This is a genomic window from Streptococcus sp. SC1 (assembly GCF_030272855.1).
In the GTDB taxonomy this organism is placed as follows: Bacteria; Bacillota; Bacilli; order Lactobacillales; family Streptococcaceae; genus Streptococcus.
On record NZ_JAQCMU010000003.1, the window covers coordinates 214,342 to 238,815 of the forward strand.

Below are 24,474 nucleotides of genomic sequence, written 5' to 3' on the forward strand. Positions count from 1 at the left end.
CAGTTGAGCGCAAGATTGATTAGAAAGTAAAGAAATGTTAAAAAAGAACGATATTATTGAAGTAGAAATTGTAGATCTGAGTCATGAGGGAGCGGGTGTAGCCAAGGTAGACGGCCGCGTCTTTTTCATTGAAAATGCCCTGCCGAGTGAAGTGATTCGCATGCGCGTCCTCAAGGTCAATAAAAAAATCGGCTTTGGACGAGTTGAGGAATTTGTGAAAAAGTCTGACCAGCGCAATGAGCATGTCGATTTGGCCTATTTGCGGACTGGAATTGCTGATTTAGGGCACTTGGCCTACCCAGCTCAGTTAGCTTTCAAGGGCAAGCAGGTGCAGGACTGTCTCTATAAAATTGCTGGCATTTCGGACGTGGAAGTGCTGGAAACACTGGGCATGGATCAGCCACTGGCCTACCGTAATAAAGCACAGGTGCCAGTTCGTCGTGTCAATGGCCAGCTAGAAACGGGCTTTTTCCGTAAAAATTCTCATGACCTCCTGCCGATTGAGGACTTTTATATTCAGGATCCAGTTATCGACCAAGTCATCGTTTTTGTACGCGACTTGCTGCGCCGCTTTGATCTCAAGCCTTACGATGAAAAGGAAGGTACTGGCCTGATCCGGAACCTCGTAGTTCGCCGTGGCCATTATTCGGGTGAAATTATGGTGATTTTGGTGACCAGTCGGCCTAAGATCTTCCGAGTAGAGCAGCTGGTTGAACGTTTGACAGAGGCTTTCCCAGCTATCAAGTCCATCATGCAAAATATCAACGACCAGCAGGGCAATGCCATTTTCGGTCGGGAATTTCGGACACTATATGGCCAAGACTTTATCACTGACAGCATGCTGGGCAAGCAGTTCCAGATTGCTGCACCAGCCTTTTACCAAGTCAATACTGAGATGGCGGAGAAGCTTTATCAGACGGCCTTTGACTTTGCTGATTTTAAAAAAGAGAATATTGTGCTGGATGCCTACTCGGGTATTGGCACTATTGGCCTGTCGCTGGCTGACCGAGTCCAGCAGGTCTATGGAGTCGAGGTCATTCCTGAGGCCGTGGAAAATAGTCAGCGAAACGCAGAGCTCAACGGCATCACCAATGCTAGTTATATTTGCGCCCCTGCAGAACAAGCTATCCAAACTTGGCTGGATCAGGGAATCAAGGCGGATGTCATCCTGGTCGATCCGCCGCGCAAGGGCTTGACAGAGAGCTTTATCACTTCTAGTGTCAGCATGGAGCCCCAGCGGATTGTCTATATCTCCTGCAATCCTGCCACCATGGCGCGTGACATCAAACTCTATCAAGAACTGGGCTACGAACTGAAGAAAGTACAGCCAGTTGACCTCTTTCCGCAGACGCATCATGTTGAGGCGGTAGCACTGCTTGTACGAGCTGATTTATCAGCGAAGTAGAAGTAGATGTTCCGTCTATGCGATAGCTGTCGTAGAGTAAGGAGTTTACGACGAAACGCTACGGGAACAGCGAACCGTCGAGTGTGTAGGATTGATGGTGAAATTGTAAAAACTTTGTAACGAAAGGGATAATGAAAAGCTTTGATTGTAGCATTTTTTGCATTCTTATGTTATGATGTTGAGTGAAAAACGAATACTGAAAAGGTGAATAAAATAATGATATATGCTGTAACTATTGATTTCAATGATTTTTATGATGATCTTAATGATGTTTGGAGTACTAGGTTGCAATTACCAAATGGAGCAGTGATATCGTTTTGGAAATGTAAGATAAAGTATGTGAACAGTAATGATAGTCACTATTTAAAGATTACTTCTGACCAGAAACAAAATATTAATGAATCTCTGATTCTATTATCATTTTTTACTACTTTACCTCTTTCAACTTTTAATTATAGTTTCGAGGAAATTGACGAAAATTTAAATGAAAAACAATTAGAAAATCCTTCAGTATCTGAATGGCTTGAAAGACTTTCTACCATAGATCGTAAATTGAATCACAAGGCAAATAGAAAGCGCAGGGATGAAATCTTATCATTGATGAAGATGTGTTCTACTGGAGCATTACATGACTATAGAAATCACAGTGAAGAACAGTTCTTTATGTACTTTAAGCCTATTGAACGTGTAGCAAAATTGCGACTTGATAATACTAAAATTTTTACAGGGTCTTCTAGTGAGTCAAGAAAAGCATTAACAAAGGACTTCTTAGAGAAATTGTTTTTGTCGAATTTTGATAATACGTTTTTCGATCAAGAAACCCTTAATGAATTGGCTGGAGAGCTAAACTCAACATTAAATAATAGCCTTGAGAGAATAAATCACAGACGCATAGTTCTAGCGCTAAGCAGTATTACAAATAATTTGGATGATGGTAGTTCTACAAAATCAACCTTACTTAAAATAGATAGTAAAAGAATTCAGCAACTTGTTAAAATTAGGAACGATATAGCTCACGGCAATAAGGTTAATGTGTCACCTGATGATTTAGGAGATGTAGAGTATTTATCACGACAATTGATTACCTTAGCCTTTTTTAGAGTTAATTTTGAGCAAGTTTATTTAAAAAGTAAGAAATTTGATAATGATTTGTGGTCATAATGGGAAATAACTTATGGACTCAGATGTAAACAGAGAAACTATGACGATTATGGTTGAGTGTTGGTAACCGACTGTGGCAGATTTCTAACATCTCCGTAATGAGGCTATAGCTCTAGGAGTAGCTTAATGACGAGGATACCGTATGAGGGTTACGATTATGTTACACCTTATGTTTTCGTTCTATAGTAGAGGAACTTGCTATCTGCACATGTTGAGGCAGTAGCGTTGATACAAGGAGTAAAATCGTAAAAATCAATCATTTTTAGCAAATTTTTAAACATTTGGAATTTAAGGAGAAAAAAATGATTTTAGAAACAGAAAGGTTGATTCTTCGCCCATGGGAAGAAAGAGATGTCAATGATTTATTCCAATATGCCAGTAATCCAGAGGTTGGTCTGATTGCAGGTTGGCCTGTACATACCAGTGTTGAAAACAGTAGGGAGATTATAAAAAGTTATTTTTCCGCACCTGAGACATACGCTATAGTTTTAAAAGAAACAATGCAGCCAGTGGGTAGCATAGGATTGATGATTGGCTCTGCAAGTAATATAGGTATTCCTGATACTGAGGTGGAGATTGGTTACTGGATAGGAGTTTCGTATTGGGGTCAGGGTCTTATACCAGAAGCAGTTCGTGAGATGATGAGACATGGATTTGATGACCTGAATTTGGAGAAAATGTGGTGCGGTTATTTTGACGGCAATACAAAGTCAAATAGAGTTCAGGAAAAATGTGGTTTCCTTTATCATCATACAAAAGAGAACGTTACATGTGCATTGGAAGGTGTTCTTCGCACAGAACACATAACCTGCCTATCAAAGGCAGAGTGGATTTCATTTAAGTAAATCCCAATTTGTCAAGGTAATACCTTTTAACGATAACCTTTTGCTATCGTTAAAAGGTTTATAGATATGTTTCCACATACAGACAGGTTCAGTTGACATACTTAGTGTTCACTCGTTTCATGTTTAGGCAGCATCACTGCTTGTACGAGCTGATTCATCAGCGAAGTAGAAGAGATATTCCTCTCATGGACAACAGCGAATTGCTGAGTGTGCAACTTTGCTCGTGAAACCCTAGAAACCTTTTGGAGAAAGTTTTTTTAGTCTTGAATTGTGCACTTAATTTGATAATTCAAGATACAAAAAATTGTTATAAAGTAAGATTTGTTAATATTGATTCCGATTCGAGAATTGGATTTATATTATTCAACAAAAGAATAACCATGTCGCCCTACTAACGTTAAGGAGAAATATTTATGCCTGATTTTGCTAAAATAGATAAAAAGTCTGTATATACTACAATCATTGGTTTGTTTCTAATGGCAGTATTGTCTTTGACAAAGATAATACCTGAACTTTCTTTATCAGGTCTCACCGTACTGATTGGTATTCTCTTTTTCTTTGTTCTTGAACATTTTGATAAAAAATCACATATAGAATCAGGTTTGCGCTTTAAATCATTTTTTGATGATCTGAAAAAACAAGGGGTAATTATTTTGGTTTTACTCCCGATAGGAACCGCTGTAGCAACGTTGATTATTGGCGATTTGGTATTTAAGGGTGCATTCACCAGTCATATTGTTGGAAGAACGGATTCTATGTTATCTTTCGATAAAATACCACTCCTTATGGTTCAAGTAATAATTGCGGCTTTAGGAGAAGAAATCGCATGGCGAGGTTTCTTTCTTGGCAAGTCAATGACAATTCTTCCATTCTGGCTTTGTGCTATTGTGTCGTCTTTATTGTTTGCGGTAGCTCATATTGCTAGTGGAAGTTTTGAACTTGTTAGCTATGATGTTTTGATGATTTTTGTTGATAGTATCATCTATTCCATTATTTATAAAAAGACTAAAAATTGTTTGATTACAACCTTGTCACATATTCTGGCCAATACAATAGGTATTGTTTTTCTAATGTTTCATATGTAAAATATCTACTTAACTATGGACTTCACTCTAGGATAGAGATGATAACTGTCGCATACATTTCTTGCGTAATATGGTTCATGTAAGTATAGAGTAAGCTTCTTAAAAAATCTAAAATTAGTAAAAGCCTTGACCTCAAGGCTTTTTACTATGTACCCAAACAATACCTTGCAATCATTTTTTTAAAGTGATATACTAGGGCTACGTTTTGAAATCGTTTGCATAAAATCGCAATGAATTTATAAAGAGAAATCTAGGAGAGAAAATATGGAATTGTCAGCTATTTACCACAGACCAGAGTCGGAGTATGCTTATCTTTATAAAGATAAGCAAATGCATATTCGCATTCGGACGAAAAGGGGAGATATCGAAAGTATCACCTTGCACTATGGAGATCCTTTTATCTTTATGGAGGATCATTATGAGGACGGCAAGGAAATGGTCAAAGTCACCTCCGATGCTTTGTTTGATTATTGGCAGGTAGAGGTTTCAGTCGGATATGCGCGACTCCAGTATCTCTTTGAGATTAAGGATAAGCAAGGCCAGACTATCTTGTATGGCGATAAGGGGTGTGTTGAAAATACGCTAGAAAACCTTCATTACGAAGGAAACGGCTTTAAGCTTCCTTATATCCATGAGATTGATGCTTGCCATGTTCCTGACTGGGTTTCAAAGACGGTCTGGTATCAGATTTTCCCAGAACGCTTTGCCAACGGCAATCCTGCTCTTTCGCCAGAAGGATCTCTAGCTTGGGACTCGTCAATCACGCCTAAAAGTGAAGATTTCTTTGGTGGCGATTTACAAGGGATTATTGATCATCTGGATTATTTGCAGGACTTAGGGATTACAGGACTCTATATCTGTCCTATCTTTGAATCCCCAAGCAATCACAAGTACAATACGACGGATTATTTCAAAATTGATCGTCATTTTGGAGACAAGGAAACTTTCCGTAAATTGGTAGATCAGGCCCATAAGAGAGACATGAAAATCATGCTGGACGCTGTTTTCAACCATATCGGAGACCAATCTCCACAGTGGCAGGATGTTCTCAAACATGGGGAAGATTCTGTTTACAAAGACTGGTTCCATGTTCAAGAATTCCCCGTGACCAAGGATAAGCTTGGAAATCCAAGAAAGCTCCCTTACCATACTTTTGCCTTTGCCAGCTATATGCCCAAGCTCAACACGGCCAATCCTCAAGTGAGAGACTATCTGTTGAGCGTTGCGACCTATTGGATTGAAGAGTTTGATATCGATGCATGGCGCCTGGATGTAGCTAATGAAGTCGACCATCAATTTTGGCGAGATTTCCGTAAGGCTGTCTTGGCTAAAAAGCCTGATCTTTATATTCTTGGGGAAGTCTGGCACACTTCTCAGCCTTGGCTAAATGGCGATGAATTCCACGCGGTCATGAACTATCCTCTCTCTGATAGTATCAAGGATTATTTCTTGCGTGGGGTTAAAAAGACGTCTCAATTCATCAATGAAATCAACGGTCAGTCCATGTATTATAGACAGCAGATTTCAGAGGTTATGTTTAATCTTCTGGATTCGCATGATACGGAGCGCATTTTGGCTACTGCCAAGGGAGATGTTCAACTGGTTAAGTCTGCCCTTGCTTTCCTCTTTTTACAAAAGGGGACACCGTGTTTCTACTATGGAACCGAGTTAGAATTAGACGGAGGACCAGACCCAGATTGTCGTCGCGTTATGCCTTGGGAACGTGTTTCCGATAGCAATGACATGCTTAATTTCATGAAGAAATTGATTCAGCTTCGCAAGGACTTTTCAGATATTATCCAACATGGAACCTATAGCCTGAAAGAAATCCAGCCAGATGTGCTGTCTCTGGAATGGAATTACGATGGACAAAAGATCCGAGCAATTTTTAACCAATCCAAGGAGAATTACCTGTTAGACAGTGATTCGGCAACTTTAACAAGTCATTGCCAAGTATCGGAGGGGCAACTTCTTATCTTACCAAAAGGCTTTGTAATCTTTGTGGAAGATTTGCAAACTGAAGAAAATTAATTTTTGGAAATTTGACTGAAAGACTTGTCAGGGTTACTCAAATTTCAAAAACCCAATCTAAGAGCAGTCTGTTCAAGAAGAGCAAGTAACTTATTAGAAAAGAGGAGTTCAGAATGGAATTAAAAGATTTTACCGAAAAAGAGCAGGAGCAAATCAAAGAGGGGCTTAGTACAGCTGTCATTAGCGATAAGGAAGCTGCTAAAAAGATTTTGGACCTTGTGCCACAAGAATGGCTTAAGCGAATTCCTTTCCTTGTGAGAGGGCATGCAACGACCAAGACGGTTGAGCGAGTTGCCAAGCAATACCCAGAACTTTACGCTGTGGCTAAGCAAGCAGGGGAACTTCCTGAAAAGGAGCGTGAGGAATTGCGCGCTATCATGACAGCTATTTTTGAAGAAAAGATGAACAAGCACAAGATTAAGTAGACTTACCAGTTTATAGCGATTCCTTTCTTTAAGTTGGCATTTGGAGTTAGCTACTCTACCTTGCTCATCAATTCATAAATCAAAGTGACTGCAGTTTTATCAACTGCAGTCATTTTTTATGTCTTAAGGGAGTTTCTATCCAAGATAGATCTTTTCTTTCTGTTTTTTAGTATTTCTTGATATAATAACAAGAGGAATTATTTGAAGACGAATATAGGAAAGATGTAAAAAGGACGAAAGAATGAAGAAAGTAAAAAAGATTATGTTGATGAGTGCCTGCACTTTGGCAATTCTTGGCTTAGCTGCATGTGGGAAGACGCAAAAGCAATCAAACGGCAGTCAAGAGAATCAGACAGTTGGTCAGACTAGCTCAGAAAAATACCCATGGAAGGCGACTTATTCAAATCTAAATAGTCAAAAAAGTGTCGAAGAAGTTAAGAATTTGTTGACTGCTAACTTGAACAAAGACAGTGTCGATAGCTTTGTCAATCTAGTCAATGACTACAACAGTCTTGTCGGCTCGACTGGACTAAGGGGGAATTTCACTAAATTTACCAAAACCGAATATGACGTAGAAAAAATCAATCCTCTCTGGCAGGCAAAGAAGGGCGATTTTATCGGGACAAATTGTCGGATCAATACCTACACTTTGCTGAAAAATAGCATCGACATCCCTCAAATAGAAAAAGATGATGAACTCTTGTTCATCGATAATGATTCGATTGACAAGGGCAAGCTCTTTGATGCCAAGGATAAGGAAGAATTTAATATTCTATTCTCAAGAGTCAAGACTGAAGCGACTCAAGATGTAAAAGTCCACGCTAAGAAGATGGAGGAATACTTCAAACAGTTCAAGTTTAATGAAAAGGCTCGGATGCTTTCTGTTATAGTTCACGACAATCTTGACGGCGATTCTCTCTTTGTAGGGCATGTCGGCGTCTTGGTTCCAGATAAAGACGGTTATCTGTTTGTCGAAAAGCTGACCTTTGAAGAGCCATACCAGGCTATCAAGTTTGCGACCAAGGAAGATGTCTACAAATACTTGCAGACAAAATATAAAGATTACACAGGGGAAAGACTGGCCAAGCCCTTCATCATGGACAATGATAAGTGGGTAGAGGGGAAATAGAATTTCGAGCTAGTTAAGTTTTATGTAAACTCTAGTTAAGGGAGGGACATAAAAATGGATAAAAAACAGACATATTTTTTGATTGCCCTTATTCTTATCGGTTTTCTACTTGTGGAATCAAGCATCTATATCATACCCTACATTGAAGAATTAAAAGAATTAGAAATAGCTGTTTTTGTAATTGGAATTCTTATTTTACTAGGTGTCATCATCTTATTAGCAAGGACTAAGAGGCATCATGATTAAAGAGCAGTACTTACGAATAAAAGATTTAGAAATTATTTTATGGGAATTTATTGGTCATAAAGTAGAGGAATTGTCCGTCTTCAAAGCCTTATCTGAGAATTTGAACTATCTTAATAGAGAAAAGCTCGATATGATTGATTCATCTGAAATTCATGATAGCGAAGGTCTTACTATTGTAGACCTGCAGCAGAATGGTAGGGAAGTGTTCATTCGCTTTGAAATGGACTTTCAACTAATGGGCTGGGCATCTGCTAGCCATGACTATGCAGCCTATATCCAAGCGAGTCTTGTGGGAACTTGTCGAGTTGACTTGCAGGCAAAGCTTGCTTTTTCTGACAAGAATGTAAATGCTCTCACTAAAGCTCAATTATTGGAGTATGGAGAAAAATTGATTTCGGATTTAGAATTCCAATACCGAAATATTGAAGGTTCTGAACACTATGGATGATGAAACCTTTAAAGGAATTATGATATGAATAGAAAGCAAGCACTGTCTATTTATTTGCTAGGTACCTTTGCTCAACTATTGCTAGTGAGTCTCCTAGTTTGGTTTTTAAGGGCAGGAAGAATGAAAGTTGATTTTACGTCAACAATTGGAATAATTGCTATTGTTTTAGGTGGCTTATCATCTGCTTTTTGGGGCAGTCTTGCCAGTATTGGCTATCATCAATCTAGTTTCAAAAAACTTTTAAAAGATTTTTTTCAAGTCAAAGATAGTCTAGCTAATTATTGTTTGGTCCTAATTTTCTTAGTTCTAGACTTTTTTCCATTTATCTTAGGTGGTAAGATAAATACTCAATCGTTGCTCTTACCAGTGGCGCTCTTTTTCAAGGCTCTTCTTTTTGGTGGGGTTGAGGAAATTGGTTGGCGTTATTTCTTTCAGCCGACCTTGCAGGAAAAAATCCCCTATCTATCAGCTACTCTTATTACCTTTTTAGCATGGTCTAGCTGGCATCTTTTTTACTTCTACATTGAAGGTTCTTTAGGTGTCATTCAGTTACTCCCTTTTCTAGTAGGTCTACTAACCAACTGTTTTATCTTATCGGCTTTATATCATAAAACACAAAACTTATGGATTTGTGTCATGACTCATGCTTGGATCAATTCCTTGTCTCAGATTTTAGTGAATGAAGATATATGGCTATCTGTAATCAGTAAATTGCTTATTGTCAATTTAGCCATCATCATTGCAAGAAAGAAGTATGTAAGGGAGGAAAAATGACAAAATTTATTTCAAAATAATCAGTCGCTATCTGGTATGCATTGATTGCCCTCCTTGATGATCTTTTAATAGGGCAAGTTATCCTTTGTTTTTTTCCAGATGGGAGTAGTACGGAGCCTCTCTCCTTGTATCCTCGCTCACATGTTGATTGATGGTTTAGCTGTTATTATGCTGGTTCAGGTTTCTTTTTTTCGTTCATACTTAAAAGGATGTAGTAGATGAAGCAGATTACTTCGTCTTTTTTTCTTTTTGTGTTAAGCTAAGATTAGCAAATTGAAAGGGTTTTCGAATGTATCTAGCAGACTTAATGGAAAAGAGTGAAGCAGGTCAGTTTATTGTCCTGTCTTATTTACAGCAGCATTCTACATCCAGTTTGAAGGACGTTATGTCTGAAACAGGCTTCTCGAAAGCAACCTTGACCAAATACATTAGCCTGGTAAACGACAAGGCTAGTGACCATCATGTAGCCTTATCCATCCAGCTTCAGGACGAAACGCTTAGTCTGTCGGTCGGTCCAGATACCAAAGGACGGGACATTCGCAGACTCTTTTTGGACAATGCTGTCAAATACCAGATTTTAGACTACCTGCTCTACCATCAGCAGTTTTTGGCCCATCAATTAGCCCAAGAGCTGATGGTCAGTGAAGCAACACTCGGCCGTCATATATCTGGTCTAAATCAGATTTTATCAGAGTTTGAACTATCTATCCAAAATGGCCGCTTGAAAGGACCTGAGCACCAGATCCGCTATTTTTATTTCTGCCTCTTTCGCAAGGTTTGGTCTAGTCAAGATTGGGAAAAAGAACTTCAAAAATCAGAAAGAAGGCAGGAAATTGCCGTCTTAGAAGAACTCTGTGGAGCCCAGCTCTCTCAAGGTCAGCGATTGGACTTGGCCCTTTGGGCACATATCACCCAACAGCGCCTGCGCGTCAATGCCTGTCAATTCCAAAACATTGAGCAGAAAATGCAGGGCTATTTTGAAAATATCTTCTACCAGCGCTTGCATCGCAGGACAAATGATTTCTTTGCCGGACAGCACATCACCCTGAGTCTCGAAGATGGCGAAATGATGATTTTCTTTTCATTTCTGCTTTCCCATCGGATTCTGCCCCTGCACACCATGGAGTATATACTGGGCTTTGGCGGTGAAATTGCCAGTCTGACTACGCAACTGATTCAAGAGATGAAGGGCCAGGACTTGCTAGGTGACTATATTGAAGACCAGGTAACCTACGAACTCAGTCAGCTCTGCGCTCGCGTCTTTCTTTTCCGAGGCTATCTCTTGCAGGATAAATACAAATATGATCTGGAACTTCGCCACCCATATTTATGGAGCGAATACGATTACCGACAAGTGGCAGACACTATTTTTAGCAAACTGCCTATTTTTCAGCAGGGAACATCTCTGGATAAAAAGGTGTTGTGGGAATGGCTCCAGCTGATGGAGTACATTGCTGAAAATGACGGTCAAGTCATCAAGATAGGCATGGACTTGACGGATAGCTTTATCGTTGTTTCTAGAATGACAGCCATTTTAAGACGGTATTTAGAGTACAATCGCTTTATTACGATTGAATCCTACGACCTTACCAGAAATTATGACCTCATCATCACCAACAATCCTATCCATCAAACCCAGCAGGCTCCCATCTATTATTTAAAAAATGACCTGGATTTGGAAGATTTAGCAAAAATTCGGAACATGATATTTCATTGAGAAACTTGGAGAAATCCAGGTTTCTTTGTGATTTTCGCACAATCTCCTCAGATTTTTTTAAAATTTAAAAAAAGTTGATGAACAAGAAAGCGCTTTATTTTATATACTAGTTACTGTAAAGAGGAAATCTCCTCAAGATTTTTACCAGGAGGACAGTACATGTCACAAGAAAAATACATCATGGCCATTGACCAAGGAACTACTAGTTCCCGTGCCATCATCTTTAACAAAAAAGGAGAAAAGGTCAGCTCTAGCCAAAAAGAGTTCACTCAGATTTTCCCTCAAGCCGGTTGGGTTGAGCACAATGCTAATGAAATTTGGAACTCTGTTCAGTCAGTAATCGCGGGAGCCTTTATCGAAAGTGGTGTGAAACCAAGTCAAATCGAAGCCATCGGGATTACCAACCAGCGTGAAACAACTGTTGTCTGGGATAAGAATACTGGTCTTCCTATCTACAATGCTATCGTTTGGCAATCACGCCAGACAGCACCTCTGGCTGAACAACTAAAAAGCCAAGGTTATGTGGAAAAATTCCATGAAAAGACTGGTTTGATCATCGATGCTTACTTCTCAGCTACCAAGGTTCGCTGGATTTTGGATCATGTAGAGGGAGCGCAAGAAAGAGCTGAAAAGGGGGAATTGCTCTTTGGTACTATCGATACCTGGCTGGTTTGGAAATTGACGGACGGGGCTTCTCACGTGACCGACTACTCAAATGCAGCCCGTACCATGCTCTATAACATCAAGGAACTTAAATGGGATGAAGAGATTTTGGAAATCCTCAACATTCCAAAGGCCATGCTTCCTGAAGTTCGTTCTAACTCAGAAATCTATGGTAAAACTGCTCCATTCCATTTCTACGGCGGAGAAGTTCCAATCTCTGGTATGGCTGGTGACCAGCAGGCGGCTCTCTTTGGACAGTTAGCCTTCGAGCCTGGCATGGTCAAAAATACCTACGGAACTGGTTCCTTCATCATCATGAACACTGGTGAAGAGATGCAGCTGTCTGAAAACAATCTCTTGACAACCATTGGCTATGGAATTAACGGCAAAGTTTACTATGCCTTAGAAGGTTCTATCTTCATTGCCGGAAGTGCCATTCAATGGCTACGCGATGGTCTTCGGATGGTTGAAAATTCACCAGAATCTGAAAAATATGCTCTCAATTCTCACAACAATGACGAAGTCTATGTCGTACCTGCCTTTACAGGTCTGGGCGCTCCATACTGGGATCAAAATGCACGTGGATCTGTCTTTGGCTTGACCCGCGGAACCAGCAAGGAAGACTTTATCAAGGCTACTTTGCAATCCATCGCTTACCAAGTACGCGACATCATTGACACCATGCAGGTGGATGCCAAGACTGCTATTCAAGTCCTCAAAGTCGATGGCGGTGCTGCTATGAACAACTTCCTCATGCAGTTCCAGGCTGACATTTTGGGAATCGATATTGCCCGTGCTAAAAACTTAGAAACAACTGCTCTCGGTGCAGCCTTCTTGGCAGGACTGTCAGTAGGCTACTGGAAAGACTTAGACGAACTCCGGACTCTCAATGAAACAGGAGAACTCTTTGAGCCGTCTATGAATGAATCCCGTAAGGAACAACTCTACAAAGGATGGAAAAAAGCCGTTAAGGCAACTCAAGTCTTTGCAGAAATCGACGACTAATACTGATTCATATTTTGATAATCAAGTCAGTAGAAGCATGAAATGACTAAGTTAGAAAGTGTACAATTATGGAATTTTCAAAGAAAACACGAGAATTATCAATTAAAAAAATGCAGGAACGCACCTTGGATCTCTTGATTATTGGTGGAGGGATTACAGGAGCTGGTGTAGCCTTGCAAGCGGCTGCAAGTGGCCTGGAGACCGGTCTGATTGAAATGCAGGACTTTGCCGAAGGGACTTCTAGCCGTTCTACCAAACTGGTCCACGGAGGCCTTCGTTACCTCAAGCAATTCGACGTAGAGGTGGTCTCAGATACAGTTTCTGAGCGTGCTGTGGTTCAGCAAATTGCCCCTCACATTCCAAAACCAGATCCTATGCTGCTTCCTGTCTATGAAGAAGACGGCGCTACCTTCAGCCTCTTCCGTCTCAAAGTGGCTATGGACCTCTACGACCTCTTGGCTGGTGTCAACAACACACCAGCTGCTAACAAGGTCTTGAGCAAGGAAGAAGTGCTAGAACGGGAACCCGAACTTAAGAAGGAAGGCCTGGTCGGCGGCGGTGTCTATCTTGACTTCCGCAACAACGACGCGCGTCTCGTGATTGAAAATATCAAACGCGCCAACCAAGACGGTGCCCTCATTGCCAACCACGTCAAGGCAGAAGGCTTCCTCTTTGATGAAGCTGGAAAGATTACTGGTGTTGTTGCGCGTGACCTCTTGACTGATGAAGTCTTTGAAATCAGGGCTCGCCTAGTCATCAACACAACTGGACCTTGGAGTGACAAGGTGCGCAATCTTTCAAATAATGGGGAGCAATACTCACAAATGCGTCCAACCAAGGGTGTTCACTTGGTTGTTGACTCTAGCAAGATCAAGGTTTCTCAGCCAGTCTACTTTGATACAGGCTTGGGAGACGGCCGGATGGTCTTTGTCCTTCCGCGTGAAAATAAAACCTACTTTGGTACGACAGACACCGACTACACTGGCGACCTAGAGCATCCAAAAGTAACACAAGAAGATGTGGATTACCTCTTGGGCATTGTCAATAATCGCTTCCCAGAAGCAAATATCACGATTGACGATATCGAAAGCAGCTGGGCAGGTTTGCGTCCTCTCATCGCAGGAAACAGTGCTTCTGACTACAACGGCGGAAACAACGGTACCATTAGCGACGAAAGCTTCAATGCACTGATTGCGACTGTTGAAAGCTATCTAGCTAAAGAAAAATCTCGTGAGGATGTGGAAGCGGCTGTTACTAAGCTCGAAAGCAGCACATCTGAGAAACATTTGGATCCATCTGCAGTATCTCGTGGCTCTAGTTTGGATCGTGATAACAACGGCCTCTTGACCCTTGCTGGTGGTAAGATTACGGACTATCGTAAGATGGCTGAAGGTGCTATGGAGCGTGTCGTTGAAATCCTCAAAGCCGAATTCGACCGCAGCTTCAAGCTCATCAACTCTAAGACCTATCCTGTTTCAGGTGGAGAGCTCAATCCAGCAAATGTAGATTCTGAAATCGAAGCTTTTGCTCAACTTGGCGTCTCACGCGGCTTAGACAGCAAAGAAGCCCTCTATCTTGCAAATCTTTACGGTTCAAATGCTCCTAAAGTCTTTGCCCTCGCTCACAGCATCGAACAAGCACCAGGACTTAGCCTAGCGGATACCTTGTCACTCCACTATGCGATGCGCAATGAATTGGCACTCAGCCCAGTAGACTTCCTTCTTCGCCGGACAAACCACATGCTCTTTATGCGTGATAGTTTGGATGCGATTGTAGAGCCAGTTTTGGATGAAATGGGTCGATTCTACGACTGGACAGAAGAAGAAAAAGCGGCTTATCGCAATGACCTAGAAGCTGCCCTTGCAAATAATGATTTAGCAGAATTGAAAAAATAGAAAATAGAAGAAGAGGTGGCGGACCAGTTCTCCTGTCTAGCCTCCCCCTCTTTTAAATGGAGTAATATAGATGATGAAAGAAATATTTGGCGAATTTTTAGGAACCCTGCTCTTGCTCCTTTTGGGAAACGGCGTCGTTGCAGGCGTGGTTCTTCCCAAAACTAAGAGCCACAATTCTGGTTGGATTGTGATTACCATGGGGTGGGGGATTGCCGTTGCCATCGCTGCTTTTGTATCTGGCAATCTTGGCCCAGCCCATCTGAATCCTGCTCTAACCATCGGAGTAGCTCTCAAAGGTGATTTACCTTGGGCATCTGTTCTTCCGTATATCCTTGCTCAGTTTGCAGGAGCTATGGTTGGACAGTTCCTTGTCTTCCTGCAGTTCAAGCCTCACTATCTGGCTGAAGAAAATCCAGCTAATATTCTTGGCACATTCAGCACTGGCCCAGCTATCAAAGATACCTTCTCAAATCTGATTAGTGAAATTCTTGGAACTTTTGTCCTTGTACTGACTATCCTTGCTCTAGGACTTTATAAGCTGCAAGCAGGCCTTGGCACTTTTGCAGTCGGAACACTCATTGTCGGGATTGGTCTTTCACTTGGTGGAACGACTGGTTATGCCCTCAATCCTGCGCGTGACTTAGGACCTCGCATCATGCACAGCCTCCTTCCGATTCCAAACAAAGGAAATGGTGATTGGAGCTATGCTTGGATTCCAGTTGTCGGTCCAATCATTGGTGCTGTCCTTGCAGTAGCAGTCTTCTCCCTATTTTAGACTAAAATAAAGCAATACTCTTCTCTAAGATTGATACATGCTTGGAGAAGAGTATTTTTGTATAGATTTTCAAATTTCATCGAAGACTTTGCTAAAGCAATCTAAAATCAGGAGAAAAGAGTCAGTCAGGACGATATTTGACAGCGGATTTATGCTATAATTGACAGTATAAATGATCTAAAGGAGTTATGATGAATCAAACTGTTCAATATTTACAAGAATTAACGGCTATCCCTTCTCCAACAGGCTTTACGGCTGAGGTTGCGGACTATCTGGTGAAGACACTAGAAGGCTTGGGCTATGAGCCTGTTCGGACCAATAAAGGCGGCGTTCATGTCGTGGTTAAGGGAGAAAATGATGCTCAACATCGCGTCGTGACGGCCCATGTGGATACTCTGGGAGCTATTGTGCGTGCGGTCAAGCCAGACGGTCGCCTCAAGCTGGATCGAATTGGCGGTTTCCCTTGGAACATGATTGAAGGAGAAAACTGTCTGGTTCATGTGGCCAGCAGTGGCAAGACTATCAGCGGCACAATCTTAGTTCACCAGACATCCTGCCATGTCTATAAGGATGCAGGGACGGTTGAACGTACTCAGGACAATATGGAAGTCCGTTTGGACGAAAAGGTAACGAGTGAGAAAGAAACGCGGGATTTAGGAATTGAAGTGGGTGATTTTATTTCCTTTGATCCGCGTACTACAGTTACCGAGTCAGGCTTTATCAAGTCCCGCTTTCTGGATGACAAGGTCAGCGCAGCTATCTTACTCAATCTCTTGCGCGTTTATAAAGAGGAAAATATTCAGCTTCCGGTGACGACTCATTTTGCCTTCAGTGTTTTTGAAGAAGTCGGCCACGGAGCTAATTCCAGCCTGCCGGAGCAAGCGGTAGAGTATTTGGCGGTTGATATGGGGGCTATGGGTGACGATCAGCAGACAGATGAGTATACGGTTTCCATTTGTGTTAAGGATGCTTCGGGGCCTTATCACTACGGCTTTCGCCAGCATTTGGTTAATTTGGCCAAGGAGCAGGACATTCCTTACAAACTGGACATCTATCCATTCTATGGATCGGATGCCTCTGCAGCCATGAGCGCAGGAGCAGAAGTCAAGCATGCTCTGCTAGGCGCTGGCATCGAATCCAGCCACTCTTATGAGCGTACGCATATTGATTCAGTTGTTGCGACAGAGCGCATGGTGGATGCTTATCTGAGAAGTGGCTTGGTGGAGTAAAAGTAGGGCATCTAGCCTTGAATAAGAGGCAGAAATATGAGTATCCTGTGGGAAGCAGAATAGCTGTTATTGTTTAATCGGTTAAGTCTTCGTAGATGCTTAAAGATATTTGGAAAGTTATGATGTTCAGGTATTTGAAGAAATTCTTTCTGTGTTTGCTTTTTACAATCATCAGTGCTCTGGTCTTAATCTTTACTTATCATCAAATCTGCCTGACTAAAGAGCAAAAATTGCTTGATAATCCCTCAGGTCATCTGGTTCAAGTAGATGGCAAGAAAATGAATGTCTATGTAACTGGTCAAGGAGATAAGACGCTGGTCTTTTTGGCGGGTGGTGGCACCACTTCCCCTATTCTTGACTTTAAGACCCTCTATTCAAGATTGGAAAAAGATTATCGCATAGTTGTGGTGGAGCGCTTAGGTTACGGCTTCAGCGATGACAGCCAAGGAGATAGTAGAGACATTGACACGGTACTTGTCCAGACGAGGCAGGCCTTAAAAAAGGCTGAAATCACTGGCCCATATACTTTGGTAGCACACTCTATGGCTGGGCTAGAAGCGCTTCATTGGGTTGCAAAATATCCAGAAGAAGTCCAAGGCATTATCGGACTGGATATGGCTTTACCGAGTTCTTACACTGATTTGAAGCTCTATACTTTGGCTTATAAAGGCTTACAAATGGCTGCTAATTTAGGCTTAAGTCGGGTATTTTATGATGCTGATAGGCAAGTTCCCGCTCTTACGGCGGGTGCTTTGACAGCAGAAGAAAAGCAGGTATACAAGGCTCTTTTCTATCGTCGTCCATTGGCAAATGCTGTTTATGAAGAGGTCACCCAGGTCAAGCAAAATGCTGAGCTAGTTTCGAAGGAAAAGCGTCCTGAACGACCGATCTTGCTCTTTTCTTCAAATGGCCAAGGGACTGGCTATAGTCAGGGAGAATGGCAGAGCTTCCAGAAGGATTTTGCAGCAGCGCATTCACAGACAGAGTTAATTCTACTAGACTACCCTCACTATGTGCATGATTACGCCAGTGATGAGTTGGCAGAAAAAATAAAGCATTTTTTAAAATAGTAGGTTTTATATAAGCTTGAAATACTAAAAAAGGAGAGGGAAATTTTTCCCTCTCCTTTTTGAATATACAGATTATTTGATAGACCAGACACTGACTGACTTTTCCTCAACTGGAAATTCTCCCCAGCCTTCTTCGTCAATGGTCACGATTTGAGAGTTCTTGCCCAGATAATCGCTGAATTCTCTACCAGCCCATTCTGGGCCGACCAGCATACGTTTGCTGCTGGCTTGGTCATTGCTGATAACAACAGCGATTGGCTGACCTCCGTCCTTGCCTTGGCGAGTCCAGCCGATACAGTTGGCATTGTCAAAATAGTCAGTCTGCTCGCCGTAAGCGAGATTGAGGCGGATATCCAACAGTTTATCCAGTACGTCTTGGAAGCTCTCTTGGGCAAATTCCCCACTAATACCATAGTAGTCACCATAAAAGACGCAAGGCAGTCCTTCATCTCGTAGCAGGATGAGAGCATAGGCTGCTGGCTTGAACCATTCTTCGATAGTGGACTCCAGAGCTTGTCCTCGCTGGGTGTCGTGATTGTCCACGAAGGTCACGGCTGATTCAGGATGATTCTTGGCAAGCGTCTGATCAAAAATCGTCCGTAGATCAAAGTCTGCCCCAGCTATGCTAGCGTCAAAGAAATTATGGTGGAGCTTGACGTCAACCAGATCAAAGCGGTATTCGATATTTTTTAGATAGTCGTTATTAGCTGTCTCATCGCTATTCCAAAATTCCCCAAAAACATAGAAATCCTCACCGTATTTTGCAGTTATATCGCGGATAAAATTTCTCATAAAGAAGGAGTCAATATGCTTGACAGCATCTAAACGAAATCCTTGAACGCCCGTTGTTTCGATAAACCAGTAAACCCAGTCGTAGAGGTTTTGAATAACCTCTGGATGCTTGAAGTCAATATCGGCATACATGAGATAGTCATAGTTGCCGTTCTCATTGTCCACCAGCTCATCGTCTGCCCAGCCTTTATTGTCTCCTTGGATGAGATAAATACCGGACTTGTTGTTTTTGGCATCATAGTCCGTACCAGTAAAATGGTACCAATGCCATTCAAAGTCATTGTAGGTTTTATTGCGACCTGGGAAGACAAACTTAGTCCAGCCTTTGATTTCGAAAGGTTCTGACAAGACCTTGGTTCGGTCGTTGGGATCCACTTCAACGACAGTAAAACGTTCTTTGTAGTCTGCAGCTGCCTTGTGATTGAGGACTACATCAGCCATGGGCTCAATGCCGTTGGCTTTGAGAGTTTGGATAGCTTTTAGGTAGTCTTCCTTAAAACCATATTTGGTGCGGACGGTTCCTTTTTGGTCAAACTCACCTAGGTCGAAGAGATCATAAACTCCATAGCCGACATCATTTGAGCCTGTTGCTTTGAAAGCTGGCGGCATCCAAATCTTGCGGATACCTTTTGATGCTAGATGTGGGGCATCCTCCGCCAAGCGATTCCAATGTTGACCATCATTTGGTAAGTACCATTCAAAATACTGCATTAATGTTTGATTTTCCATACGAGATACCTCACATTCTTGGGATGGGTCTATTTTACCAAAAGAAGAATGATGATACAAACGTTTATACAAGTTAATTTTATATTTTTTGATGATAAGCCAAAACTAGCATTGAAATTGAAACGCTTACATAGTATAATGGACAAGTAATAAAATTTATAAAAAGAAAGGGGTTCTTTATGAAAAAGAGAGGACTAGTGAGGTTACTCTTATCAGTCTCGCTATTTGCACCCTTGGCCCTAGGCCGGGTTGTTCAAGCCGATGAGGCGAGTCAGGCGAATGTCGAAAGCAAGGAAATTCTTCAAACAGAAGCTATTACAAAGCCCTCTGAACTGGTATCTTCAGTCCAGCAACCAGCGGTTTTAGAGGTTGAAAGTAAGGAATCGTCGGCTACTGCAAGACCAGAAAAGCAAGAAGAGGAATCGGTCACTGCTGAAAAACCAGTTGTGGACTCTGAAAAGTCTGCTTCATCATTGGAGTCGCCACCTTTAGCTTTGGCTCAAGATGCTAGCTTAGTGCCTTCTGTTATGCCTGCTACTGCCAAAGGCCAAGACCTGTCTGCTTATACGGGAAGTCTTTCAAATCCAGCCTTGGCTGATAAGGAATTGACCCTACAAGAAGCAGTCGATGAACTACTGAAATGGGCAGCTGTCAATGAATCTCAGCTAGGTACCAGTGCTCAAGATAGAGTGAATCTAGCCAAGAGCATGGGAATGATTGACAAAGAGGCCGATTTGACAGCCAGTGTACAGGGAAGCAAGCTGCAGACTATGTATGCAGTTGCCAAGCGCCTGCATGATGCCTATCGTGCTGAAAAGAAAGCACCGCTCTTTTTGAATGGTCGGGCGCAGCCAATTTTCCCATACAGCAGTGGAGCTAAGGAAGATAAAGACTATTCGTATGAGAAAAGCGATATCGTCCGTTTTCCTGTTTATGTTGAGACGGATCATGATACGGATGGAGACGGAAAGCGTGACCTCGTCAAGGCTATCGTACAACTTCCGAAAGCAGTAGCTCAAGGTGATTTTAAGGCTTCGACGATTTTAGAAGCCCGTCCTTACGTCGCGGGGACTTTGGATGAAAACTATGTGACATTAGAAAGTCTCAATTTGCCGACAAACGGTTCTTATGACATGAAGAGTTTGCACAATAAGCCTGCTAAGCGCCAACCGGTTTCTAGCATGAGCAGTATTGATGCGGCGAAGAAGGCCAAAGCGTCAGATTGGTACTATTATAGCCCTTATGAAGGGATTTATGATTACGAGAATTTGAACTGGTATGATTACTTCCTAGTGCGCGGCTATGCCTTTGTTTCCAGTGCTGGTCTGGGTACTAAGGGTTCAGAAGGCTTCAATACGACTGGATCTGATTTGGAAGTAGAAGCCTTTAAAAATATTGTCGAATGGGTCAACGGTAAACGGACAGCCTACACGGACAAAACTAGCAATATTGAAATCAAGGCTGACTGGGCCAATGGCAAAGTCGGCATGACTGGCCTATCTTGGGCTGGTACGACAACTTTCGGTGTGGCAACAACGGGTGTAGAAGGCCTGAGAACCATCGTTCCAGCCGCAGGAATTGCTAGCTGGTATGATTATTTCAATAGTCAAGGAACAGCTTACAGCAATCCGCCATACAGTGATCTGTCTTGGCTGTCACTCTATGTTTCTACTCGGATGCTCGACCAAGACGATTGGGCTTCAATCTGGAACAAGTATGCTGACTACATCAATCAGCTAAACAAGGACCAAAAAGCTAACGGTCGCAATTATAGCCAAATTTGGCGGGAACGCGATTATACCCTAAATTCAGGAAAGATAAAGACTAGCGCCCTGCTGGTACATGGCTTAAATGATGACAACGTCAAAACCAAACAGTTCGAGCTCATGTATGATGTCTTGAAAAAAGCGGGACAAAATGTAAAACTCTATCTCCACCAAGGAGACCATGTCCATCCAGCAGCTATCTCTCGAGGTTATGGTATCAAGGCCAACAATCAGGATTTTTATGACTTACTTAACATTTGGTTCTCTCATTATCTTTACGATGTCAAGAACGATGTTAGCAAGCTTCCTGCTGTCTTGGCACAAAATAACTACGATCCAAATAAATGGACGAGCTATGATAACTGGAAAAGTAATAATCGTTTGATTTTGACAGCTAAGTCCAAACGTCTAGAAGAGACCATCTCCAGTGACTATGCGGCTGCTGGGATTGACACTAGTAAGCGAGATGAGGCAGTCAGTCAAGCTTCTTCTAAGGCCAACATGACCTTTATGACAGAAGTCAAAGAAGACACGACTATCAAGGGCCATATTCCAGTCCACTTCAAGGCAGCCTTGGCCAAGGGCAGTGGCAAAAACTTGCAGGTCAATGCGCTCTTGGTAGATGTATCGGACCAAGAGTTTGATGTTGTTGGAAATGGTGCTGCTAGTGATGACAGCAAGGCTGGTGATTTCTGGATGGGTAGCAATCTCAGCAATCTGGATGTTAAAAACTTTGCAACAACTAAAACTAAATACAAGGTAATTGCTAAGGGCTGGCTAAACTTAGCCAATCCAGAATCAGGCTATACACCGTCTAGTTCAGAAAAGAGCATTAAGCCCAAAGTCGGCCAATTCCATGATTATACCATGTATTTGCAGCCGAATCTTTACACGGTGAAAAAAGGCCACAAGCTGGCTCTGGTCTTCAATACTTATGACCCTAGCGACCTGACGATTAAGCGTCAGTATGAGGTGACTTTCAAGACGGATTCTATTAGTGCGCTAGTACCGACTGTAGAAGCGAGTCGTTCTCAAAAAGCTGATTATGTAGCAAGTGCCCTTGATACGGGATATGCCAACTTACCTGAAATTCTTGGTGAAAAGCTAGTTGCACCAGAAATCAGAGAAGTTCCAGAATATATCTTTGATAGACAGGAGCCACAACAAGGAGCTCCGTCAGTTGATTCGAGGGTTGGACGTAAAGAAGAGCAGCAAGAAACGACTGACCATGTGCAGCAATTGGGTAGTCAGAAAGTGGTGCCTCAGGTGCAGCAATTAGCTAGTCAACCAGAAGCGTCTCAAGTGGAGCAGACAGCTGTTCAACAAGCTCCAGCTTCCTTGCCAAAAACTGGTAGCCATTCAGAAAAAGGAATGTTCTATCTAGGCTTGGTGCTTCTTGTCAGCACATTCGGCATGTCTGGCCTCGTTAAGAAATATTCTCATCGTTAGTCATTACAAGAAAAAAGCAGCCAAGCATTCCTGACTAGGTAAAGATTGGCTGCTTTTGCCTTATCGTCTTTCAGCTGGCCTTGGCTTGCAAGTCAGAAGTGCCAGCAATATAGAGGTAGAAAGAATGAAACAGTATATTCAAGATATTTTTGACCAAAGTATGGCGATTGAAAGTTTTACCCATACTAGTTCTGAGCGGAAGATTGAAGCCTTTCTTCAGGAGCGGATAGGGGAGATTCCTTATTTTCAGGAGCATCCAGAACAGTTTGGCTGCTATCAGATTCCGAATGATTTTTATAACCGCAGTGTCAACTGGGCTCTGGTCAAGCGAGATACGGCTGACACCGTAATTCTTTTTCATCATCATGATACAGTAGATATTGAGGACTTTGGCAGTCTCAAAGACTGGGCTTTTGATAATCAGTCCCTTAAAGAAAAATTACCCTCCATTTCTTCAGATTCAGATCTTTTAGCGGATATTGCCTCGGACAAATGGCAGTTCGGTCGGGGCTCTTGCGACATGAAGGCGGCTCTGGCCTTGCAGCTTGGAGTGGTGGAAAGATACAGTCAGATACAGTCTGGTCAGGTCAATTTGCTCTATTTGTCGGTCGGAGATGAGGAGTCCTATTCCCAAGGCATGCGGGCAGCAACAGCCTTGCTTGCTGAATTGAAGGAGCGTTTCCAGCTTCATTACCTTCTGGCCGTGGATTCTGAGCCTTTTGAGAGCCAGTCAGCGGAGGAAAAGGTACTTCATATAGGAACAGTCGGCAAGTTGATGCCAGTTGTCGTGACTCAGGGCATCCTATCGCATATGAAAGAGCCGCTCAAGGGGATCAATGCCCTGTCCTTGCTAGCCAAGGTTGCTGAAAAAATTGACCTCAATCCGGCTCTATCCGACATGGCCTATGGCGAACGCTCGCCCCTGCCATCTTGGTCTTATCTACGTGATTTGAAGGAAAATTATGATGTGTCAACTGTGCTGCGTGCTGCAGGTTATTTCAGCGTCCTTTATTTAGAAAAGAGTCCAAGTGAGCTGCTGGCGACCATAAAGAATCTCAGTCAGGAAGCAGTGGATGGCTTTTATCAAAACTACTGTCAGTTGCAGAAGGTTTATGAAGAAAGCAAGCTTGTACCGAAACCGCGCGTGCTGACCTATCAGGAATTACTGCAAGAATGCCAAGAAAAAATCGGTTTTGAAGGCGCTTTGGAGAAAATTTATGAAGAAGCCCAGCAAGCCTTGCAAGAGGGTGCCTCCTATCAAGAAATCAGCATTCAAAATATCCAGAAAGTTTTAGATTTTTATGACCGTAAGGAAGCTTTGGTTGTCTTAGCAATCGCACCGCCTTACTATCCATCCATGAATTGTCGCCGTCTGTCAGATAGTCCGATTAGGATTGATAAGGTCATTCAACTCTATCGGGATTATCTGGACAAGGAAGCTGGCTGTCAGCTCCAAGTGGACAAATTCTTCATGGGAATCTGTGACCTTAGTTACTGTGCTTTGGAGAAGCCTGCTGATGAATACCAAGACCTGATTGCCAGTATGCCTGTGCCTGGGAATCTCTATCATCTGGATTTCCCAGAAATTGCGGCCAATCATATCCCCGGTATCAATCTCGGTCCATGGGGCAAGGATTTGCATCAGCTGACCGAGCGCGTTTATGAGCAGGATATGCTGGAAACCATTCCCAATTTCTTGCTCTATCTGCTGGAAAATGCTCAATCTTTCAAGGTTTAAAGGATGGTTCTTCCTTGTTTTAAAGTAAAATCCGAACTTTTTCGCTAGTTTCTAGACAAATGACTTTTAGGATAGTATAATAACCTCAAAACATAGC

At 42.3% G+C, this 24,474-nt stretch carries 19 protein-coding genes and 1 pseudogene; 19 read left to right on the plus strand and 1 reads right to left on the minus strand.

Translation table 11 applies throughout. The features are described 5' to 3' along the window. The first annotated feature begins 34 nt into the window (after nucleotides 1–34). The 17 genes and pseudogenes from rlmD to PAN94_RS06390 all read left to right on the plus strand — a co-directional run bounded on the left by rlmD (nucleotide 35) and on the right by PAN94_RS06390 (nucleotide 17,903). Nucleotides 35–1,405: a 23S rRNA (uracil(1939)-C(5))-methyltransferase RlmD gene (gene rlmD / locus PAN94_RS06310; protein ID WP_285875161.1), complete on the plus strand. Its 1,371-nt coding sequence runs from the start codon at nucleotides 35–37 to the stop codon at nucleotides 1,403–1,405. A gap of 216 nt (nucleotides 1,406–1,621) precedes the next feature. Then, nucleotides 1,622–2,566, plus strand: coding sequence for a HEPN domain-containing protein (locus tag PAN94_RS06315; protein ID WP_285875162.1), 945 nt, complete (start codon nucleotides 1,622–1,624; stop codon nucleotides 2,564–2,566). A gap of 302 nt (nucleotides 2,567–2,868) precedes the next feature. Next, nucleotides 2,869–3,411: a GNAT family N-acetyltransferase gene (locus tag PAN94_RS06320; protein ID WP_285875163.1), complete on the plus strand. Its 543-nt coding sequence runs from the start codon at nucleotides 2,869–2,871 to the stop codon at nucleotides 3,409–3,411. Nucleotides 3,412–3,824: 413 nt separating this feature from the next. Next, nucleotides 3,825–4,496 (plus strand): CPBP family intramembrane glutamic endopeptidase, encoded by a 672-nt coding sequence (locus PAN94_RS06325; protein ID WP_285875164.1) that lies wholly within the window; start codon nucleotides 3,825–3,827, stop codon nucleotides 4,494–4,496. A gap of 264 nt (nucleotides 4,497–4,760) precedes the next feature. Then, entirely contained in the window at nucleotides 4,761–6,527 is a 1,767-nt protein-coding gene (locus PAN94_RS06330; RefSeq protein ID WP_285875165.1) for a glycoside hydrolase family 13 protein, read from the plus strand. Nucleotides 6,528–6,640: 113 nt separating this feature from the next. After that, entirely contained in the window at nucleotides 6,641–6,952 is a 312-nt protein-coding gene (locus PAN94_RS06335; RefSeq protein ID WP_015604760.1) for a hypothetical protein, read from the plus strand. A gap of 241 nt (nucleotides 6,953–7,193) precedes the next feature. Further along, nucleotides 7,194–8,081: a DUF4300 family protein gene (locus tag PAN94_RS06340; protein ID WP_285875166.1), complete on the plus strand. Its 888-nt coding sequence runs from the start codon at nucleotides 7,194–7,196 to the stop codon at nucleotides 8,079–8,081. Between the two features lie 54 nt (nucleotides 8,082–8,135). Then, nucleotides 8,136–8,327, plus strand: coding sequence for a hypothetical protein (locus tag PAN94_RS06345; protein WP_285875167.1), 192 nt, complete (start codon nucleotides 8,136–8,138; stop codon nucleotides 8,325–8,327). After that, on the plus strand, nucleotides 8,320–8,775 hold the full coding sequence (locus PAN94_RS06350) for a hypothetical protein (protein ID WP_285875168.1): 456 nt from the start codon (nucleotides 8,320–8,322) through the stop codon (nucleotides 8,773–8,775). Before PAN94_RS06345 ends, PAN94_RS06350 begins: the two co-directional genes overlap by 8 nt. Before the next feature lie 24 nt (nucleotides 8,776–8,799). Beyond that, nucleotides 8,800–9,549 carry a CPBP family intramembrane glutamic endopeptidase gene (locus tag PAN94_RS06355; RefSeq protein WP_285875169.1) on the plus strand — a complete coding sequence of 250 codons (750 nt, stop codon included), beginning with the start codon at nucleotides 8,800–8,802 and terminating at the stop codon, nucleotides 9,547–9,549. Next, nucleotides 9,546–9,659 (plus strand): annotated as a pseudogene (locus PAN94_RS06360) (CPBP family intramembrane glutamate endopeptidase); the annotation flags it as partial. The gene PAN94_RS06355 and the pseudogene PAN94_RS06360, both read left to right, overlap by 4 nt. A gap of 179 nt (nucleotides 9,660–9,838) precedes the next feature. Then, nucleotides 9,839–11,266, plus strand: coding sequence for an AcpB/EbpR/MafR family transcriptional regulator (locus tag PAN94_RS06365; protein ID WP_285875170.1), 1,428 nt, complete (start codon nucleotides 9,839–9,841; stop codon nucleotides 11,264–11,266). A gap of 159 nt (nucleotides 11,267–11,425) precedes the next feature. Beyond that, nucleotides 11,426–12,934, plus strand: coding sequence for a glycerol kinase GlpK (gene glpK / locus PAN94_RS06370; RefSeq protein WP_285875171.1), 1,509 nt, complete (start codon nucleotides 11,426–11,428; stop codon nucleotides 12,932–12,934). Between the two features lie 68 nt (nucleotides 12,935–13,002). Then, nucleotides 13,003–14,829: a type 1 glycerol-3-phosphate oxidase gene (gene glpO, locus PAN94_RS06375; RefSeq protein WP_285875172.1), complete on the plus strand. Its 1,827-nt coding sequence runs from the start codon at nucleotides 13,003–13,005 to the stop codon at nucleotides 14,827–14,829. A gap of 70 nt (nucleotides 14,830–14,899) precedes the next feature. After that, on the plus strand, nucleotides 14,900–15,604 hold the full coding sequence (locus tag PAN94_RS06380) for an MIP/aquaporin family protein (RefSeq protein ID WP_239192440.1): 705 nt from the start codon (nucleotides 14,900–14,902) through the stop codon (nucleotides 15,602–15,604). Between the two features lie 191 nt (nucleotides 15,605–15,795). Continuing rightward, nucleotides 15,796–16,833: a M42 family metallopeptidase gene (locus tag PAN94_RS06385; protein WP_239192519.1), complete on the plus strand. Its 1,038-nt coding sequence runs from the start codon at nucleotides 15,796–15,798 to the stop codon at nucleotides 16,831–16,833. A gap of 122 nt (nucleotides 16,834–16,955) precedes the next feature. Continuing rightward, on the plus strand, nucleotides 16,956–17,903 hold the full coding sequence (locus PAN94_RS06390) for an alpha/beta hydrolase (RefSeq protein ID WP_414290320.1): 948 nt from the start codon (nucleotides 16,956–16,958) through the stop codon (nucleotides 17,901–17,903). A gap of 72 nt (nucleotides 17,904–17,975) precedes the next feature. Here PAN94_RS06390 and PAN94_RS06395 read toward each other — a convergent pair whose 3' ends face one another. Then, nucleotides 17,976–19,424, minus strand: coding sequence for an alpha-amylase (locus PAN94_RS06395; RefSeq protein WP_285875174.1), 1,449 nt, complete (start codon nucleotides 19,422–19,424; stop codon nucleotides 17,976–17,978). Between the two features lie 179 nt (nucleotides 19,425–19,603). Between PAN94_RS06395 and PAN94_RS06400 the strand changes: the two genes are divergently transcribed. Beyond that, nucleotides 19,604–22,639 (plus strand): CocE/NonD family hydrolase, encoded by a 3,036-nt coding sequence (locus PAN94_RS06400; protein ID WP_285875175.1) that lies wholly within the window; start codon nucleotides 19,604–19,606, stop codon nucleotides 22,637–22,639. 124 nt (nucleotides 22,640–22,763) lie between these two features. Continuing rightward, complete coding sequence (locus tag PAN94_RS06405; RefSeq protein WP_285875176.1) at nucleotides 22,764–24,377, plus strand: M20/M25/M40 family metallo-hydrolase; 1,614 nt, start codon at nucleotides 22,764–22,766, stop codon at nucleotides 24,375–24,377. Nucleotides 24,378–24,474: the final 97 nt, after the last annotated feature.

Coding starts and splice junctions, on each gene's coding strand:
- rlmD (WP_285875161.1), top strand. CDS start 35: ATGTTAAAAAAGAACGATATTATTGAAGTAGAAATTGTAGATCTGAGT.
- PAN94_RS06315 (WP_285875162.1), top strand. CDS start 1,622: ATGATATATGCTGTAACTATTGATTTCAATGATTTTTATGATGATCTT.
- PAN94_RS06320 (WP_285875163.1), top strand. CDS start 2,869: ATGATTTTAGAAACAGAAAGGTTGATTCTTCGCCCATGGGAAGAAAGA.
- PAN94_RS06325 (WP_285875164.1), top strand. CDS start 3,825: ATGCCTGATTTTGCTAAAATAGATAAAAAGTCTGTATATACTACAATC.
- PAN94_RS06330 (WP_285875165.1), top strand. CDS start 4,761: ATGGAATTGTCAGCTATTTACCACAGACCAGAGTCGGAGTATGCTTAT.
- PAN94_RS06335 (WP_015604760.1), top strand. CDS start 6,641: ATGGAATTAAAAGATTTTACCGAAAAAGAGCAGGAGCAAATCAAAGAG.
- PAN94_RS06340 (WP_285875166.1), top strand. CDS start 7,194: ATGAAGAAAGTAAAAAAGATTATGTTGATGAGTGCCTGCACTTTGGCA.
- PAN94_RS06345 (WP_285875167.1), top strand. CDS start 8,136: ATGGATAAAAAACAGACATATTTTTTGATTGCCCTTATTCTTATCGGT.
- PAN94_RS06350 (WP_285875168.1), top strand. CDS start 8,320: ATGATTAAAGAGCAGTACTTACGAATAAAAGATTTAGAAATTATTTTA.
- PAN94_RS06355 (WP_285875169.1), top strand. CDS start 8,800: ATGAATAGAAAGCAAGCACTGTCTATTTATTTGCTAGGTACCTTTGCT.
- PAN94_RS06365 (WP_285875170.1), top strand. CDS start 9,839: ATGTATCTAGCAGACTTAATGGAAAAGAGTGAAGCAGGTCAGTTTATT.
- glpK (WP_285875171.1), top strand. CDS start 11,426: ATGTCACAAGAAAAATACATCATGGCCATTGACCAAGGAACTACTAGT.
- glpO (WP_285875172.1), top strand. CDS start 13,003: ATGGAATTTTCAAAGAAAACACGAGAATTATCAATTAAAAAAATGCAG.
- PAN94_RS06380 (WP_239192440.1), top strand. CDS start 14,900: ATGATGAAAGAAATATTTGGCGAATTTTTAGGAACCCTGCTCTTGCTC.
- PAN94_RS06385 (WP_239192519.1), top strand. CDS start 15,796: ATGAATCAAACTGTTCAATATTTACAAGAATTAACGGCTATCCCTTCT.
- PAN94_RS06390 (WP_414290320.1), top strand. CDS start 16,956: ATGTTCAGGTATTTGAAGAAATTCTTTCTGTGTTTGCTTTTTACAATC.
- PAN94_RS06395 (WP_285875174.1), bottom strand. CDS start 19,424: ATGGAAAATCAAACATTAATGCAGTATTTTGAATGGTACTTACCAAAT.
- PAN94_RS06400 (WP_285875175.1), top strand. CDS start 19,604: ATGAAAAAGAGAGGACTAGTGAGGTTACTCTTATCAGTCTCGCTATTT.
- PAN94_RS06405 (WP_285875176.1), top strand. CDS start 22,764: ATGAAACAGTATATTCAAGATATTTTTGACCAAAGTATGGCGATTGAA.